This is a genomic window from Streptomyces chattanoogensis, assembly GCF_001294335.1.
GTDB lineage: Bacteria > Actinomycetota > Actinomycetes > Streptomycetales > Streptomycetaceae > Streptomyces > Streptomyces chattanoogensis.
The window spans coordinates 1-15,919 of sequence record NZ_LGKG01000157.1; the positions used below are offsets into that span (position 1 = coordinate 1).

Consider the following 15,919-nt stretch of genomic DNA (forward strand, 5'->3'; position numbering starts at 1 on the left):
CTCGATGGGAGACCCGTGACGACATCCACGAAGCCTTCCTCGCACTCGCATGCTCACTCATCTGCTGGCGCCGCCTGCAACCAGCATTGCGTTAGGAGCCCTTAAGAACCCTACGTGGGGGAGGGGATGGACGTGCGAGGGATCCGGAGAAGCGTGTGGCTTGTTTGGAGGGGCTGGCTGAGCTGGGGCTTTGTCAAGTCGATCCCGCGATGCAGATGCCCTCGGGCGAACGTCGCGGGAGGATCGGAGGAATCACCTGCGAGCTGCCGATCGGCAGGACTGCGCACGTGACCTTGCACCTCCAAAGGAGCCACCTCCGTCGCAGCTTCGTGGTCGACTGGCCATCGATTAGGTGTGGTTCGGAGATCCGGTCACGGGATTTGAGATCCCACACTTCACCTTTGTCCGTTGTCATCCAACCCAGTCGTTTTGCCACCGAGGTTAGGCCAACGCCGGTTGTGGGGCGGCGGATCACGACTGGGCCAGGGCCCTGGCCAAACGACCTTCGGCACGCCGGGATCTCGTTCTGGATGTACTCCGGTGTGGACCCGGCCGAATGCGCTCGCCGCGCAGGCCAGAGCATCGAGGTCCTCTTCCGCCACTACGCCAAGTTCCTGGACGGCGTCAGGGAGCAGGCCAACCGCCTCATCGAGCAGTCCATGCAGGAGTGGGACTGCGTCAGCCAGGGCGCGGCGCCTGCGGGGTGAGTCGGGATTTGGACCGGAAATAGACCGGAAGAGCTGGTCAGGAGCGGGATAGCGGTGGGAGGAACTGGTAGTTTCGGCGTAAAGCGGGCCCCGCTCCGAGCGGGCCGAGCGGAAGGCGCCTGACGGGCGAAAGACCAGGTCAGGCGCCTTTTTCGTGCCCTTTAGACGTCATCTCATTTGGCTGGCTCGGTAGGGTGTCGGTCGTGGTGGGGATCGTTGAGCGGCTGGTGCCGGACGAGTTGTGGGAGCTGCGGTCTGCCCCTGTCCGTCGGGACCTCGGGGGCGAACCTGCACGACAGCCAGGCTCTGATCCCCCTGGTCAAAGGCTTACCCCGATCCGGTCCCGCCGAGGACCCCGACGACGCAGGCCGGACAAGCTGCACGGCGACAAGGGCTACGACTACTCCCACCTGCGACGATGGTTACGCAAGGCCGGAAGGCATGGGGAAATGTAGCTCTGGGTGACGTGCGTGACGTTCCGCCGCGATAGCGGCTCCCTCATCACGTCGCCATCGCCGCGGCCCGGCTGCACCAACGGCGTATCGGTGGTTCAGTGGAATCAGGGGAACCTGTATCCACTACCGCAAGCCGAGGAGGTCGGGCCATGTCTGAATTCAGGCTGGGCGATCGAATTGATGAGAGCACGGAATTCGTCAACACTCCACCCCCTGTGGTCTTCAAGACCCAGCCGACCGGTTACGTTCGGCTGAAGAGTCCCGAGGAACTCCGGGCGTGGGAAGAGGCAGTGCGCCTGACCACGGGCCTTGAGATAGACGCCGACAGTCTCGCAGGCCACGTCTGCGAATCTGGCTGCGAAGTCAACCTCACAAGTCGCAGCGATAGGTGTGACTTGGCATGATTCTGGCCGTCTCCTACCGTGAGGACTTGCATGCGGTCGCGGTACAGCACGCGGTGCGCAGTCGAGGTCATGACTTTCACATCGTGGAGTGCGACACCATCGGTGGACGAGCGGCTCTCTCGTGGCATTCGCACGGAGCCGGAAAGAGCCATGCCCCGGGAAGGGCAACCCTGGTGACGTCCGAAGGCGCGACCGTGGATCCGGAGGAGGCGAGCCGTCTGTGGTGGCGGCGAGCCAGGGCTGATCAGGAGATCAGCGAGCGGGTGCGCAGTGACCACCAGCGCAGTCTGATCAACAACGACTGCCGCGGCGCGCTCGCCGGCGTCCTCGCCGCCGCCTTCCACGGGGATTGGATTTCATCCCCTGAAGCAACCCACCGGTCCTCGGACAAGGTGTATCAACTGGCGGCAGCGAGGCAGGCAGGGTTCCGGGTGCCGCAGACCCTGGTCTCGCAGTCACGTGAGGATGTCATCGCCTTTGTCAAGGAAGTCGGACGAGCCATTGTCAAACCCGTGGTCGGCGCCGTTGGACCTTCGCTCTACACAAGCTGGGTTGATGGACCGGAGTCGATCCCTGAAGGGTCGTTCGAAGTCTGCCCCGCCACCTACCAGGAGTACATCGAGGGCAATCGACACGTCAGGCTCAACTGTTTCGGCGACCACATGTACGGGGCGCTCATCGCGACAGAAGCACTTGACTGGCGCCCCGACCTCAATGTGCCCATTTCGGCTTGGCCCGTTCCCGAGTACGTGAGCAGGCAGGTCGAAGAAGTGCTGCGCCGCCTGGGGCTTCGCATGGGTGTGGTGGATCTGAAACTCACACCGGAGGGCGAGCCGGTATGGCTTGAAGTGAACCCACAGGGCCAGTTCCTGTTCCTGGAACCACTAACCGGCCAGCCACTGACCGAGCTCTTCGCCGATTTCCTGCTGTCCGCGGCGGCTTAGATGTCATCTCATTTGGCGAGTCTGCGGTAGCAGATGAGTGTGCAGGCGATGCCGGTGAAGGCGAGGAAGTGCTCGGCTTTGCGTTCGTAGCGTCGATGGAGGCGACGGCAGCCGGCGAGCCAGGACATGGTGCGTTCGATGGTCCAGCGGTGCCGGCCCAGCCGCTGGGAGGTCTCAATGCCCTTGCGGGCTATGCGGTGGGTGATGCCGCGCTTGCGTAACCATCGTCGCAGGTGGGAGTAGTCGTAGCCCTTGTCGCCCGACGGACAGGGGCAGACCGGTCCGCTCGGTGATCAAGTGGATCTTCGAGCCGTATTTGCCCCGGTCGACAGGATTCGGACCCGTCAGGTCCCCCTTTTCAGGGCCCGCATGTTCACCGAGTCGATCGCACAGCGGGACCAGTCCAACTCGCCACGGGCGCCGAGCTCGTCGAGGACCAGGCGGTGGAGCTTGGCCCACACCCTGGCTTTCGTCCACTCGGAGAAACGCCGGTGGGCCGTCGCGCCCGACGGCCCGAACGACGCTGACGGCAACTGCTGCCACGTGCAGCCTGACGTGGCCACGAACACGATCGCAGCCAACACCTCCCGGTCACCATGCCGGCGTCGGCCGCCGCCCTGAGGCCGCGACGGGGCCTCAGGTACCACCCGCTGGAACAGCTCCCACAACTCGTCCGGCACCAGCCGCTCAACGATCCCCACCACGACCGACACCCTACCGAGCCAGCCAAATGAGATGACGTCTTAGAAGAAGCCCAGCTTCTTCGCCGAATACGACACCAACAAGTTCTTCGTCTGCTGGTGGTACAGCCATTACTTGGTCGTTGACCTGCTGAAACGGCGGTCCCCTCGTGTGGTTGACGGTGTGCTGGTCCGCAAATGGTCCGGATCTTGGTCCTGGATGGACGCGTGTCACCGTGGGGCGCTGGCCTGTAGAGAGAACGTGACGCCACACCGGAGACACTGCACGGCACCGGGTTCAGGGCTGTCCTGCTACCGCCGTCACGGCTGCGCGAGACAGCTCCTGCCCGATGAACGCTGCCCCGGCGGCGTGCGGGCTGCACGCCGCCGGGGGCCCAGGTGGTGAGAGGGGACGGTGCGCTGCTAGTTCTGGCGCTTGACCCACGTAAGGGGAGCGGAGTCCGTCGGCGCCTGGATGAGCACGCGTGCGGGAATCGCGACGATCTTCTGCGCCTTGCCGTCGGTGTTGTCGATCTTTTGAAGGATGTATCCGGTGTACCACCCGCCGTTCGCGCGCCCTTCGAGCCATCCCGTTGTCTTGTCCGGGATGTCGACGTCCCTGCGCTCCTCGGCCATGCTCTCCCACTTGTTCGTCACCGAGGTCGACTGGTTGTACTCGAAGCTGGTCTCGGCGCCCCCCCCTTTGTTCTCTGGCGAGGCAGAGATGGTGACCTTGCCGCCCGCCTTCCAGCCACTGGTCGTGGTGTCTTCCTTGGCGACTTTGGCCTGGGTCACGTAGGTGAGTTTCGCCTTACCGATGGTCTTCGACGTGGTCCGCATCGTCGGGTACTTCGTGTCGAGCTTTCCCACAAAGCCACACGTCAGTGTGCGATTTGGCACGCTTTCCTTGCCGCACACGGTCTTCGCATCCAAGTTGCCCAGCCAGCCAGGATCCTTGTCCTCCTTGCTGCTCGTGCGTTCCTCCGTGCCGTAATCTTCGTAACCAGAGGTGGAGCCGAAGCCCGTCAGCCACTTCTGGGCATCCTTGACCGCCTGGGCGGGTGAATAGACCTTCTTCGCCTGTTCGAGTGTGATCTTCTGGGTGTCCTGACCGGTGACCGGGTAGCCCTGGATGGCTTCGTGCTCATAGAGGGGCGAGTTCTTGCTGAGTTGGTCGATGACCTCCTTCTCACTCTTGAGGTAGGTGTTGCCGTCCTCGGCCATGGCAGGCGTAGCCGCGCCGGCCAGCATCGGCGCGGCGATGAGGGCGACGGATGCCGCAAGTACGGCGGCACGCCTCCCCGTTCGGCGCGGTGCTTTGTGTGCGGGGGTGGTGACGGGTGTGGTCATGTTCGTCTTCGCTTTCTCTCAGGGGGAGTTGTGTGGGGGAGGCGGCGCCCCATCCGCCTTTCGGACGGGCGGGAGCCCGGCCACTGCAGACGCGGGGAGCCGATGACGGCAGGCTGAATCGCACCCCGCTTCGTTCCCCCGGATGTGCGCCGGCTGTCTGGAACGCCTCGGCAGTGGGTGCGGCCGTGGTGGAAAACTAGCCGCCGGGCGCCGTCGCCGTGTGACCGCCTGTGGCTCATCGTGTGACCGGTAGATGACCGCCCGGCCGGTGACGGCCGGTGGCTCATCCTGTGACCGCTGGATGACCGCCCGGCCGATCGGCTCGGTGCTCTGTTTGCCTGGGGGCATGGACAAGAACTTCACCTCACCTCACGCGCACCAGCCCCCTCACCGCCGGCGTCGCGGCCGGCGGGCCGCGCTTGCCGCCGTCCTCGCTGCCACGGCTGTGACCGGCGCCGTGCTGACCGGTTGCGGGGCGGGGGGCGGCGGGGACGGTGCCTCGAAGACGGACCCCGGCACGCCGGCGCAGCAGGGGCCACAGGGCAAGGGCAAGAGAGTCCTGTGGATGGGCGACTCCATAGCCGGTGCTGAGGCGCCGCCCCTGGCGGCGGCGTTGAAGGCGAGCGGCGTGGGGTTCAAGAACGCGGCGTCCGACGGCGGCGGCACGGTCGTCGAGGGGGACAAGATGGCCGGTGAGATCGCTGAGGGGACGTGGAAGGACCTCTCGAAGAACATCGGGTCCTTCCGTCCGGATGTGATCGCCTATCAGGTCACCACCTACGACTGGGGCACCGCCGACCAGCAGCGGGCCTCGTACGAGAAGCTCGCGAAGACCGCACAGAAGGCCGGTGCCGAGCTGGTGATCGTCTCGGCCCCGCCGTTCAAGATCGACGACTTCTACAAGAAGTACGAGAGCGCGATCGCGAGCGCGCCGAAGGCGGCCAAGCAGGTTGCCGACCGCAGTGGCGGCAAGGTCCGGTTCGTCGACGCCTCCGCGCTGTGGGGCACCGACCCCGAGGCCGGGAAGGCCCAGCGCGCGTCCGACGGCATCCACTCCTGCCAGCAGGGTTCGGCTGCCTTCGCCAAGTGGTTCACGGAACAGCTCGGCAAGACCTACGGCTTCACTCCGGCTGCCCCGAAGCAGTGGGCGACCGGCTCGTGGACCGGAGACGAGCGGTACGGCAAGCTCGGCTGCCGCTGAGCCGCTCTGTGCAGAAAGGCTCGCCGTGTCTTCGTCTCTGCCCCTGCCCGGAACGCGTTCCCACCGCCGGCCGCGCCGCGGGCCTGTTCCCGGCGGTCCCCCTGGCACCCACATCGCCCCGCTCGACGGGCTGCGCGGACTGGCTGTCCTCGCCGTCCTGCTCTTCCACGCCGGGCATCTGAGCGGCGGCTTTCTCGGTGTCGACCTCTTCTTCGTGCTGTCCGGCTTCTTGATCACCGGCCTGCTCCTGCGGGAGGCCGCGGACCGCGGCCGGATCGGCCTGACGGCGTTCTGGGGCCGGCGGGCGCGCCGCCTGCTGCCGGCGCTGACCGTTGTGGGCGTCGGCACCATCCTGCTCACCTGGGCGTTCGGGGCGGCGTCCGTCCTGCTCTTCGCGCTCGAGGACGCGCCATGGGTCGCGGCGCAGGCGGTGAACTGGCACTTCGTCGCCGAGCAGATCGGGTACTGGAACGCCTCCGGCTCCCGCGTCTTCGCACATCTGTGGAGCATCGCTGTCGAGTGGCAGTTCTACCTGGCCTGGCCACTGGTGGTGGCGCTCGCCGGGCGGGGCCGGGGCGGGCAGCGGCGGATCGCCGTGCTCGCCGGTGCGGGGGCGCTGGTCTCGCTCGTGCTGATGCTCCACTACGGCGATGCCGTGGACACGACGCGTGTGTACGAGGGCACCGATACCCGGGCGTTCTCCCTGCTGCTCGGTGCACTGGCGGCCACGGCGCCGGTCCGGCGTCTGATCGCCCGCGTACCGGGGCGCGTTGCGGACGTGGTGTGCGCTGTGCTGGCGTGCGGCATCGGCGCCGCCTGGGGTCTGACGGATGGTCAGAACGCGCCCGGCCTTTTCCGGGGCGGGCTGTTCGCGCACTCCTTGGCCGCCGCCGTACTGATCGCCCTGCTCGCCCATGCGCCGGACACCCGCGCCGGCCGGCTCGTCGGCAGCGCCGTCCCCCGCCGGCTCGGGGAACTGTCCTACAGCCTGTACCTGTGGCACTGGCCGATCTACCTGCTGCTGCCGCAGACGGTGTTCGGGTTCGGCGGGTGGTGGCGCACCGCCGTGGCCATCGGGGTGTCGCTGCCGGCCGCCTGGTTGACGAAGGTGTGCGTGGAGGACCCGGTGCGGTTCCGGGCGAGGTGGGCGACCGGGCGCCGGGGCCTGCCGGTGCTCGCCGCCGCCCTCGCCGTGGCGGCGGGCGTGTGGGCGGCCGTACCGCAACCGCAGCCCGGTGCGGGGACGGTGGACATCGGGCGGCTGACGGCGCCGTGAGACGGGGGTGCGGGGCGTCCGGCCGGCGTGCGGGGAGACTGGGCGCATGCCGATGAAGGGTGCACACGGGCCGGGAAGGGTGCGGTGGGGCGTGGTGCGCACGGCGCGACCCGTGGCCGTGCTGGTCGTCTCCTGGGCGCTCGCTTGCTGCGGTGTTCCTGATACCCGGCCGGAGGCGGCCGGGGCGCCGGCTGGGGGAGGGCGCACGGTCGGCGCCGCCGGCTGGGTGCGGGTGTACTTCGTCGCCCCTAACGGAGCCTGGCCCGTCGCCCGCGCCGCGTCGGCCGGAGCCGGGCCGCAGACGGCGCTGGACGAGCTGTTGGCCGGACCGACCCGCGGCGAGCGGGACCGAGGGCTCGTCACCGCGCTGCCGGCCGGGAGGCACAAGGTCCGGGCCGCGGCGGCGGGGCCCGGAACGGTGGACCTGTACCTGCCGTGGCTCGTGGCGGAGCTGGACGGCGTGGCGGTCAACCAGATGGTGTGCACGGCCGCCGTGGCACCGGGGATCCCGGGCGGAAGACGGCCTGCCGATGTTGTTGTGCGCGTGTACGAGTCGGGCGAGCCCGGGGAGCCATGGAGCGTCAGGTGCGACGAGACCGGAACGGCCATCCCGGTGGCGGCGCCGCCGACCGCCCGCTGACGCACCGCCTGCATGCGTATGTTCAGCCGTTACAACCCATTTACGGTGCTATACGGGGTGGGTGTATCGACGAGCGAGAAGAGCGAGAGGAAAGGCCGGTCCATGACACGCGTCCTGCTGATCGAGGACGATCCCGGCGTGCGCCGCGGCGTCACGCTGGGACTGCAGCACTACGGTCACGAGACGGAGGCGGTCGCCACGGGCGAGGACGGCCTGGCATCGCTCGTTCCGTTCGCGCCGGACATCGTGCTGCTCGATCTGATGCTGCCCGGAATGAGCGGCCTGGAGGTGTGCCGGCGCATCCGCGTGAGCAGCCAGGTGCCCATCGTGATCCTCTCCGCCCGCGGTGACGACATCGACGTCGTGATCGGCCTGGAGGCGGGCGCCGACGACTACATCGTCAAACCCGCGAGCAGCGAGGTCATCGAAGCACGGATGCGCGCGGTGATGCGCCGCCTGGCCCCCTCGCAGCCCCGCTCCGGCCAGGGCGACCAGCCCCTGGCCTACGGCGACCTGGAGATCGACGGGGCCGCGGTGCGGGTGTGCAAGCACGGTCGGGCACTCACCCTCGCCCCCTCCGAGCTGAAGCTCCTGCTCTTCCTGTCGGCCTCCCCAGGGCAGACCTACAGCCGCCAGCAGCTCCTCGAACAGGTCTGGGAACACAGCTACTACGGCGACGCGCGACTCGTCGACGCATGCGTGAAACGGCTGCGCTCCAAGATCGAGGACGACCAGCGCAATCCGCGCTACATCCAGACCGTGCGCGGCTTCGGCTACCGCTTCGGGCCGCTGTGAGACGCCTCCTCCCGCGGGGCCTGCGCACCCGCCTCGTCGTCGCCTTCCTCCTGGTGTCGGCCCTCAGCGCCCTCATCGCCGCCGCCCTCACCTTCCGCCAGGGACGGGCCGCCATCCTGGACCGCGTCCGGGACGGCGCCGTGCACGAACTGCGCGCCCAGATCGGCTCCCTGGCCCCCGACCTGCCGTACGCGCCCGCCGGGACGGACCTGCGCACCCTTGCGCTCCAGCTCGACCGGGCCGGCGGCTCCCGGGACGGCTGGCGCACCGCGGCCGCCTACCGCGGCGGCGCCCTCGTCTCCGCCGCGGGCCCCGCACCCGCCCTGCCCGCCCCCTTGCGCCACGCCGCCTCCTCTGCGCACACCGCCGTCGTCCAGCGTTTCCACCATGCCGGGGAACCCTGGCTGGCCGTCGCCCTGCCGGTCGCCCGCGAGAACCGCCCCTCCGAGCCCTCCGGACTGGTCGTCTACGCGTCCTTCTCGCTCATCGAAGAGGAACGGGACGTCGCCACCCTCCTCTCCGCCGCACGTGCCGGCGCACTGCCCGTCATACTGCTGTCCCTCGTCCCGGCGCTGCTCGCGGCCCGCCGCGTCCTGCGCCCGGTACGACAGCTGCGATCGGCCGCCGAGAAGATGACCGCCGGCGCCCTCGACACCAGGATCCGCGTCACCGGCGACGACGAACTCGCCGACCTCGGCCGTACGTTCAACACGATGGCCGCCACGCTCCAGGCCGATGCGGCCGCACTGCGTGCCATGGAGAGCCGAGCCCGCCGTTTCGCCGCGGACGTCTCCCACGAACTGCGCACCCCCCTCGCCGCGATGACCGCCGTCACCGGCGTCCTGAGCGAGGACGCCGGCTCGGGGCGGCTGGCCCCGGAGACCGCCGAGGCGCTGGAGCTGGTCGCCGACGAGACGAACAAGCTCGGCCGTATGGTCGAGGACCTGATGGAGATCTCCCGGTTCGACGCGGGTGCCGCCGCCCTGGACCTCGACGAGATCGACATCGGCGAACTCGTCCGCAAGACGCTCGGCCTGCGGCACTGGCAGGACCGGGTCGGCGTCGACGTGCCGCAGGGTTTGCGCGCCCGTCTCGATCCCCGGCGCATCGATGTCGTCCTCGCCAACCTCATCGGCAACGCCCTGCGTCACGGCGGCCCGTCCGTACCGGTGGACGTCCGGGCCCGGACCGAGGACGACCTGCTCATCGTCACCGTCACCGACGGCGGCCCCGGCATCCCGGAGGACACCCTGCCGCACGTCTTCGACCGCTTCACCAAAGGCGACGCGGCCCGCCCCCGCAGCGAGGGCAGCGGCCTGGGCCTCGCCATTGCCGCAGAGAACGCGCGCCTGCACGGCGGCACCCTCACCGCCGCCAACGCGCCCGGCGGGGGAGCGGTCTTCACCCTCACACTGCCCCAGGAGCCGACGTGAGACCGCGCGCGGCGTCCGCGCCGCTCCTCGCCCTGTGCCTGGCGTCCCTGACCGCCTGCGGCATCGACGACACGGGCCCCGCCGGAGCGGGAGCTCCCGCCTCCGGCCTGCCCCGGGCACACGGCCGCCCGGCCGCCGCCGTGCACGTCTACTTCTCGTCGCCCCGCGGCCTCGAACGCGTCTCCCGCCTCGACGATCGCCCCGACATTCTCCGGGCGGCCATGCGCCAGCTCGTGGCCGGCCCCGACCCGGCCGAACGGGCCCGCGGCCTGGTCAGCCTCATCCCACCCGGCACACCTGTACCCACGGCCGTCACACCGCGACCTGGCATGGCCGACGTGCGCCTGCCGCCCCGCTGGACAGCCAACCGCACCGCCCTCCACCAGCTCGTCTGCACAGTCGCCGACGCCGCCGCCACCACACACGGCACCGAGCCGCAGGACACCCGCGTCAGACTGCACCGCCCGGGAGGCGGAGAACCCACCACGGAAGGGTGCGCGCGCCCCTGACGTACGGCGCTCTGCGGCCGCACGCTCGGGGAATCAGGCGATGCCCGCCCGGCGCTGGGCGTCGCGGCGGCCGATGAAGAACCAGAGCAGGCTCCCGAGGAAGGGGGCCATCAAGGCGAAGACGAGCCAGACCAGCTTCATCCCGCCGGTGAGGTCGGACCGGACGATGCTGAGCAGACCGCCGAAGTACAACGCGAGAACGCAGAGGACCGCGGCAGCTCCTGCGCAGGCGATCACGATGTCGCCCGTAGGGGCGAGGGCCATCTGCTGTGCGAGCTGTGCGTGCATGGTGCTCTCCTCTTGCGGGTGGGGGCTCTCGGAGCTCGTCGGTGGGGCTGGACTGTGCTGGTCAACGGCGCTCACGGCGGGTGGCGCGGCACGGCGGGTGGTGCGTCAGGGAGCGGCGGCTACCCACCCTGACGGGAGCCGTCGGCCGCGGCCACCGTCGCCGGCGTCTGTGGATCGGCCTGCGCGGGTGCGTCCGGCCTGATGCGTGCTCGGGTGGGCGGCAGAGCGTGGTTGCGGATGCCAGAGCGGGTTTCGTGCGGGCCCAGGCCCTGGGGGTGGCGGCGGATGACCCGCCCGAAAAAGCCGATCAGGGCCAGGCAGAGGGCCGGGGGCAGCAGCAGGACGAGTCCGGTGACCGGGTCGGCCGCGAGGCGGTACGCCACCTCCTGCGCCTGGCTCGCGACCTCGTTCAGGATGGAGGGGTCGGTGGAGGCCGTGGCGCCGAAGAAGACCGCACTCGCGGCGAGGGAGAGGGCCGTACCCCCGCCGAGGCAGGTGAGCAGCAGGACAGGGCTCAGTATCAGGGCCCGCAGGGCGAGTCGGGCGGGGCTCGGTCGTCCGCCGTCCGGCGTGACCAGCCGCAGCCGCAGGATGTGCTTGCCGGGTGTGGTGCCCGTCAGCCATGGGAGGAGGACGAACCAGAGGGCGAAGGCGATCGGCGGCGCCAAGAGCGCCGTCTCCGCGCCGAGGACGGAATATCCGGCGACCGCGATGAACGGGGTCAGCAGCGCGACGCCCGTCACATCCAGCAGCAGCGCCATGAGACGGCGGCCGAAGGGGACCTTGCCGTCGGCGAGCGGGGCGAGGGCGCGGTCGTCCAGCGCGTCCAGGGCGGGCAGTGCGCGGGCCAGTGGTCCGGCGGCTGCCCAGCCGAGAGCGGCGCCCGCTGTGTTGACGATGAGGTCGTCGACGGCGAAGAGGCGGTAGGGGCACGCGTACAGGCCCCAGAGTCCGGTGTACTGGGTCAGTTCGAAGAACAGCGAACCGGCGAATCCGGCCACCGTGGCCGCGACGAGGCCGCGCCGGAAGTGGATCCGTACGAACACCCCGAGCGGCAGCAGCAGGATCAGGTTGAAGACGGTCTGCCAGAAGGCGGAGTTGTGCAGGATCAGCGCGTCGAGGGTGACGTGATGGTGTGCCTCCTTCCAGATGTCGGAGAAGGCGACGCCCGGTGTGAGCTGGGGTTTGGCGAAGGTCGGGTAGTTCGTGCAGACGTCCACCGAGGGCTTCGGCAGCGGCACTATGACCATGCAGAAGGCGGTGAGTGCGTAGTAGACGCCGCCGTAGAGCGACAGCAGGCGCCAGCGGGTCATGACGCCGTGCCGCCGGTAGAGGACGATCGCCGTCGGCACGAACATTACGAAGGCCAGCGCGGGGAAGAGCAGCGCGGCCGTACCGATCGGCAGCAGGTAGACGTCGGTCATGCCGGGCGCCTGACTGCGCGCGCCAGCAGGTAGACGCCGGCGGCGACCGGGAGCACCAGGGCGAGCAGGCCGACCGGGAGGAACAGCGCTCCGAAGCCGAGGTGCACATCGCCCATGACGGCCACGGACTCCGCCACCGCGAACAGCAGCGGCACGACGGCGGCCACCGTCCCGATCACCTTGTCCCGCCTGCTCCACTGCCGCGAGGTCCACAGCCACCAGATCGCGCCGGCCACGGGAATGCAGCCGAGCAGAGGGTAGGGGGTGAGCATCGACAGGGGGGCGGTCATCGCCAGCAGCACCAGCAGGGCCAGGGCGCGCGCCAGGCTTGGCCGCGGGGCAGCGGCCTCCTCACCCAGGGCGGTCGCCGCGATCGTGCGCGGGTCGCCGAGGCGGGCGAGCACGGCGCGGATCTCGTCGTCACCGGAGGCGGACTCCTCGACGAGGGCCACGGCTATGTGTTCCTCCAGGTCGGCCAGCAGCTCGTTGCGGCGTTCCGGGCTGAGTGCGGCCGTCTCCCGCGCCACGGCGGCCAGGTACTTCTTCGCCAGGGGGTGCTCGGTGATCGTCATGGTGGTCTCCCGTCAGTCGGTTCAGTCGGTGATGAAGTGGTCGACCGCTTCACGGAAGTGCGGCCAGATGGCGGTGAACTCCTTCAGCGCCGTATGTCCCGACGGCGTCAGCTCGTAATAGCGCCGCGGGGGCCCGCTGGGGGACTCCTGCCAGCGGGTCTCCACCAGTCCGTCACGACGCAGCCGCGACAGCAAGGGGTAGATCGTCCCTTGGCTCGTGACCATGACATTGACCGCGCCGAGCGTTTCGAGCAGCTCCACGCCGTAGCGCGGACCCTCCCGCAGGAGCGCAAGCACGCAGTACTCCAGCACCCCCTTGCGGAGCTGGCTCTCGGCCTTGCCCGCAGCGGGCTTGCCTGCGATGTCAGGTACCATGCATGGCACAGTACCCGGCTATCCCTGGAAGTCCAAAGTGATGCCGGTCGGGCCTGTGGTGCAACGTCCGGACCGCACTCAAGCCCCGCTTTGAGGGGCCCTGACCTCGATGGATGTGGCGCGGCTCATATCATCCGTCTCGCGATTCGAGACGAAGGTCAGGCCAGTCGTTTGCGTGCCCGGAGGAGGACGAACGCCGCGAGGGCGAGGGTGAGGGCAAACAGGATTGCGGCGCCGAGCCACTGCATGCCGCTCATCTGCGAGGCGGGAAGGTAGTCCACCGACCAGCCGACGACGTGTTCCTTGGCCAGGCAGGCGGCTTGGCCCCGCTCTGTCGTTTCGTTGCTGCAGGTGCCCCAGTCGATGAGTTTGCCGGCGCTGGTGAGGTAGGACTGGTCCAACTGGAAGGCTCCGGCCCGGCAGTTCGGGGGAGGCCGCCTCGCCCACACCCTGGTGGGTCGTCATGGTGACCACGCTCCCGAGGTCCATCCGGAGGTACGACCCCACCAACGGCACCGCGACGGCGAAGCCGAAGGTGACCGCCATGGCCGCCAGGACGCGGCGCAGGAGCATGCCGATCGCCACACCGCCAAGGATGGTGAACAGGGTGAGCGCCACGGGCACCGGGCCGGTGTTGTCGAAAAAGACCCCGGAGATCCAGCCCTGTGGGGGCATGTCGATCGCCTTCAGCGGTTCGTACCACCAGCTGAATGCGGCGGACGCCGCGACGGCGCAGACCGTCACCACGAGAGCGGTCATGCCCGGCTTCATGGCGAGCCGGCGGACACGGGTGACGGACTGCGAGGTGATCGGCTTGGCGGTGCCGTGCTCCAGGTCGCCGGCGAGCAGCGGCGCGCCCAGGAAGACGCCGAGCAGAACGGGGACGAAGCCGAGCGCTGAGCCGGCGCTGCTCAGCCGGTCGGCGTCGGGCCGGACGTCCCGTTCCCAGTTCTCCCCTGTCGGGTGCGGCCAGCCGATCGTGTGGAGGTGATCCATCATTCCGGCGCGCAGGAAGGCGATCAGGGCCACGCAGGCGACGGTGGCGGCGAGGACGGTCCAGAAGGCGGCCCAGTGCTGGCGCCGGACGAGCCAGGTCAGTCCGCGCAGCCGCGGACCGCGGGCGGACCGGGAGGCGGCGGCCGGGGCAGGGATGCCGGTGAGTGTGGTCATGCCGCTGTCTCCTTCGGGCCGGTGTGGCCGGCGACCTGGGCACTGGGGGTGATCAGGGGCGGCGCATCGGGCGAGCGGAGGTACGCGAGCGGGAGATCCTCCAGGTTCGGGGCACCGAACTGCCAGGAGCCCGTGATCGCTCCGTAGGGGCGGACCAGTGCGCTGATCTGCTGTCCGCTGGTGCGGGACTCGACAACGCCGTGCGGTGCGAGGTCCTCCGGGGTGCCTTCGCCGGTCCGGACGCCGGTGACCCAGGTGTGCGCGCCCAGCAGGGCATCCACCTCGCCGGCCAGACGCAGCCCGCCCGAGGCGACGACCAGCAGGTAGTCGCAGACGCCCGCCAGCTCGTCGAGCAGGTGGGAGGACAGCAGCACGGTCGTGCCGTGCTCGACGGCCCCGGCGAACAGCGTGTTCATCAGCTCATGACGTACCAACGGGTCGAGGTCCGACATGGGTTCGTCAAGGATGAGCAGGTCGGGGCGTTTGCCGAAGGCGAGAGCGAAGGCGACTCGGGTGCGCTGCCCGCCCGAGAGGGTGCCGACCTTCGCGTGCAGGGGCACATCGCCGCAGCGGACGATCTCCTCGGCGGCTCGCTGGTCCCAGCCGGGGTTCAACTCCCGCCCCAGGCGCAGGGTTTCGGCAACGGTGAAGAGGCGAAAGAGCGGCTTTTTCTGCGCGAGGAAGGCGGTACGCCGGTTGGCCTCCGCCGATTCCGGGGCCGCGCCGAAAACTCGTAGGCTGCCCGCGGTCGGTTCCAGAAGATTCGCGGCGATCCCCATCAAGGTGGTCTTGCCGGCGCCGTTGGGGCCGACGAGCCCGCAGATCCGGCCTGCGGGCAGCCGGAACGAGCAGTCGCGCAGGGCCCACCCCGCCGACACTTCTTCCCCAGGCCGTGCGCCTCCAGCGCAGCCTGGCCCACCGGCGCTCCAGGGCCCGTGCTGTCACTCATCAGTGCACTCCTCGTTCCTTGTTCGTTGCTGTGTCCAGGTCAGCGGGGGCTGCCGGGAGCGTTGTCGTACCGGACTTCCCGTTCCGCCATGACCGGCACGGCGACATGTTCCTGATCCAGGCCGGCCGCGTAGGCACGTTCCATTGAGCAATCGGCGAACGCCAACCAGCCCTATGCGGGGCTGCGGTACCGGTCCGGATGCCCTTCGCTCACCCGGACCGCTCGGTCCGCATGTCCCTCTGCGCATGAGCTGACCAGGGCCAAGGGAGCGGTGGGGCGTGCACGGGTCGGCCGGCTCTCAGCAGCTGGTGAGGGGAGGCGTCCATGTCAGATCCTTCCTGTCCGTGTGTCAGTCGACGATGAATTGGTCGACGGCACCTCGGAAGTGCGGCCAGATATCGGTGAAGTCCTTCAGTGCGGCCCGCCCCGTGGGCGTCAGCTCGTAGTAGCGGCGCGGCGGCCCGATGGGCGACTCCTGCCAGCGGGTCTCCACCAATCCGTCACGGCGCAGCCGTGACAGCAGGGGGTAGATCGTGCCCTGGCCGGCGGCCATGACACTCCCTGCCTCCAGCGCCTCCAGCAACTGCACGCCGTAGCGGGGGCCGTCGCGCAGCAGGGCCAGTACGCAGTGCTCCAGCGCCCCCTTGCGGAGCTGCCTCTCTGCTTTGCCGACTGAGAACTTGCCTGCAATGTCAGGTTCCATGCAATGCATGCTACATGGTAATGCAATGCATGTACTCGGAGGAG

Annotated in this window: 16 protein-coding genes and 3 pseudogenes; 10 read left to right on the forward strand and 9 right to left on the reverse strand. The window is 69.3% G+C overall.

The genetic code is table 11. The annotated features are described in order from the left end of the window. The first annotated feature begins 530 nt into the window (after nucleotides 1–530). The 4 genes and pseudogenes from ADL29_RS27810 to ADL29_RS27815 all read left to right on the forward strand — a co-directional run bounded on the left by ADL29_RS27810 (nucleotide 531) and on the right by ADL29_RS27815 (nucleotide 2,510). Nucleotides 531–707 (forward strand): hypothetical protein, encoded by a 177-nt coding sequence (locus tag ADL29_RS27810; protein WP_053926334.1) that lies wholly within the window; start codon nucleotides 531–533, stop codon nucleotides 705–707. A 252-nt stretch (nucleotides 708–959) separates the two neighbouring features. After that, nucleotides 960–1,144: pseudogene (locus tag ADL29_RS41760) on the forward strand (transposase); the annotation flags it as partial. 167 nt (nucleotides 1,145–1,311) lie between these two features. Continuing rightward, nucleotides 1,312–1,566 (forward strand): hypothetical protein, encoded by a 255-nt coding sequence (locus ADL29_RS41765; RefSeq protein ID WP_073893750.1) that lies wholly within the window; start codon nucleotides 1,312–1,314, stop codon nucleotides 1,564–1,566. Next, nucleotides 1,563–2,510, forward strand: a complete 948-nt coding sequence (locus ADL29_RS27815; protein ID WP_053926335.1) for an ATP-grasp domain-containing protein — start codon at nucleotides 1,563–1,565, stop codon at nucleotides 2,508–2,510. Before ADL29_RS41765 ends, ADL29_RS27815 begins: the two co-directional genes overlap by 4 nt. 8 nt (nucleotides 2,511–2,518) lie before the next feature. Here the strand turns inward: ADL29_RS27815 and ADL29_RS42950 are convergent. Both ADL29_RS42950 and ADL29_RS27830 read right to left on the reverse strand, forming a co-directional pair. Beyond that, a pseudogene (locus ADL29_RS42950) lies at nucleotides 2,519–3,223 on the reverse strand (IS5 family transposase). A gap of 390 nt (nucleotides 3,224–3,613) precedes the next feature. Next, entirely contained in the window at nucleotides 3,614–4,540 is a 927-nt protein-coding gene (locus ADL29_RS27830; protein WP_157878590.1) for a hypothetical protein, read from the reverse strand. Between the two features lie 346 nt (nucleotides 4,541–4,886). Between ADL29_RS27830 and ADL29_RS27835 the strand changes: the two genes are divergently transcribed. From ADL29_RS27835 to ADL29_RS27860, 6 genes are all read left to right on the forward strand, one after another. Further along, complete coding sequence (locus ADL29_RS27835) at nucleotides 4,887–5,741, forward strand: SGNH/GDSL hydrolase family protein (RefSeq protein ID WP_053926338.1); 855 nt, start codon at nucleotides 4,887–4,889, stop codon at nucleotides 5,739–5,741. A gap of 25 nt (nucleotides 5,742–5,766) precedes the next feature. After that, complete coding sequence (locus ADL29_RS27840; RefSeq protein ID WP_245689660.1) at nucleotides 5,767–7,017, forward strand: acyltransferase family protein; 1,251 nt, start codon at nucleotides 5,767–5,769, stop codon at nucleotides 7,015–7,017. A 46-nt stretch (nucleotides 7,018–7,063) separates the two neighbouring features. Further along, a complete protein-coding gene (locus ADL29_RS27845; RefSeq protein WP_245689661.1) occupies nucleotides 7,064–7,657 on the forward strand; it encodes a GerMN domain-containing protein in 594 nt (197 codons plus the stop codon). 102 nt (nucleotides 7,658–7,759) lie between these two features. Continuing rightward, a complete protein-coding gene (locus tag ADL29_RS27850; RefSeq protein WP_053926339.1) occupies nucleotides 7,760–8,452 on the forward strand; it encodes a response regulator transcription factor in 693 nt (230 codons plus the stop codon). Next, the gene (locus ADL29_RS27855; protein WP_053926340.1) at nucleotides 8,449–9,885 is read left to right on the forward strand and encodes a sensor histidine kinase; all 1,437 of its coding nucleotides are present in this window, start codon (nucleotides 8,449–8,451) and stop codon (nucleotides 9,883–9,885) included. Before ADL29_RS27850 ends, ADL29_RS27855 begins: the two co-directional genes overlap by 4 nt. After that, nucleotides 9,882–10,394, forward strand: coding sequence for a GerMN domain-containing protein (locus ADL29_RS27860; RefSeq protein WP_053926341.1), 513 nt, complete (start codon nucleotides 9,882–9,884; stop codon nucleotides 10,392–10,394). Before ADL29_RS27855 ends, ADL29_RS27860 begins: the two co-directional genes overlap by 4 nt. A gap of 33 nt (nucleotides 10,395–10,427) precedes the next feature. Here ADL29_RS27860 and ADL29_RS27865 read toward each other — a convergent pair whose 3' ends face one another. The 7 genes and pseudogenes from ADL29_RS27865 to ADL29_RS27895 form a co-directional block, all read right to left on the reverse strand. After that, entirely contained in the window at nucleotides 10,428–10,682 is a 255-nt protein-coding gene (locus ADL29_RS27865) for a PLD nuclease N-terminal domain-containing protein (protein ID WP_053926342.1), read from the reverse strand. 119 nt (nucleotides 10,683–10,801) lie between these two features. After that, entirely contained in the window at nucleotides 10,802–12,106 is a 1,305-nt protein-coding gene (locus ADL29_RS46120) for a VanZ family protein (protein ID WP_053926343.1), read from the reverse strand. Next, entirely contained in the window at nucleotides 12,103–12,678 is a 576-nt protein-coding gene (locus ADL29_RS27875) for an HAAS signaling domain-containing protein (protein WP_053926344.1), read from the reverse strand. The genes ADL29_RS46120 and ADL29_RS27875 overlap by 4 nt, the downstream gene beginning before the upstream one ends. Before the next feature lie 21 nt (nucleotides 12,679–12,699). Further along, nucleotides 12,700–13,053 carry a PadR family transcriptional regulator gene (locus ADL29_RS27880; protein ID WP_053926345.1) on the reverse strand — a complete coding sequence of 118 codons (354 nt, stop codon included), beginning with the start codon at nucleotides 13,051–13,053 and terminating at the stop codon, nucleotides 12,700–12,702. Nucleotides 13,054–13,131: 78 nt separating this feature from the next. Beyond that, complete coding sequence (locus tag ADL29_RS27885) at nucleotides 13,132–14,223, reverse strand: hypothetical protein (RefSeq protein ID WP_245689662.1); 1,092 nt, start codon at nucleotides 14,221–14,223, stop codon at nucleotides 13,132–13,134. Beyond that, nucleotides 14,220–15,172, reverse strand: a pseudogene (locus ADL29_RS27890) (ABC transporter ATP-binding protein). The gene ADL29_RS27885 and the pseudogene ADL29_RS27890 overlap by 4 nt, the downstream one beginning before the upstream one ends. Nucleotides 15,173–15,521: 349 nt before the next feature. Further along, on the reverse strand, nucleotides 15,522–15,875 hold the full coding sequence (locus ADL29_RS27895) for a PadR family transcriptional regulator (protein ID WP_053926346.1): 354 nt from the start codon (nucleotides 15,873–15,875) through the stop codon (nucleotides 15,522–15,524). Nucleotides 15,876–15,919: the final 44 nt, after the last annotated feature.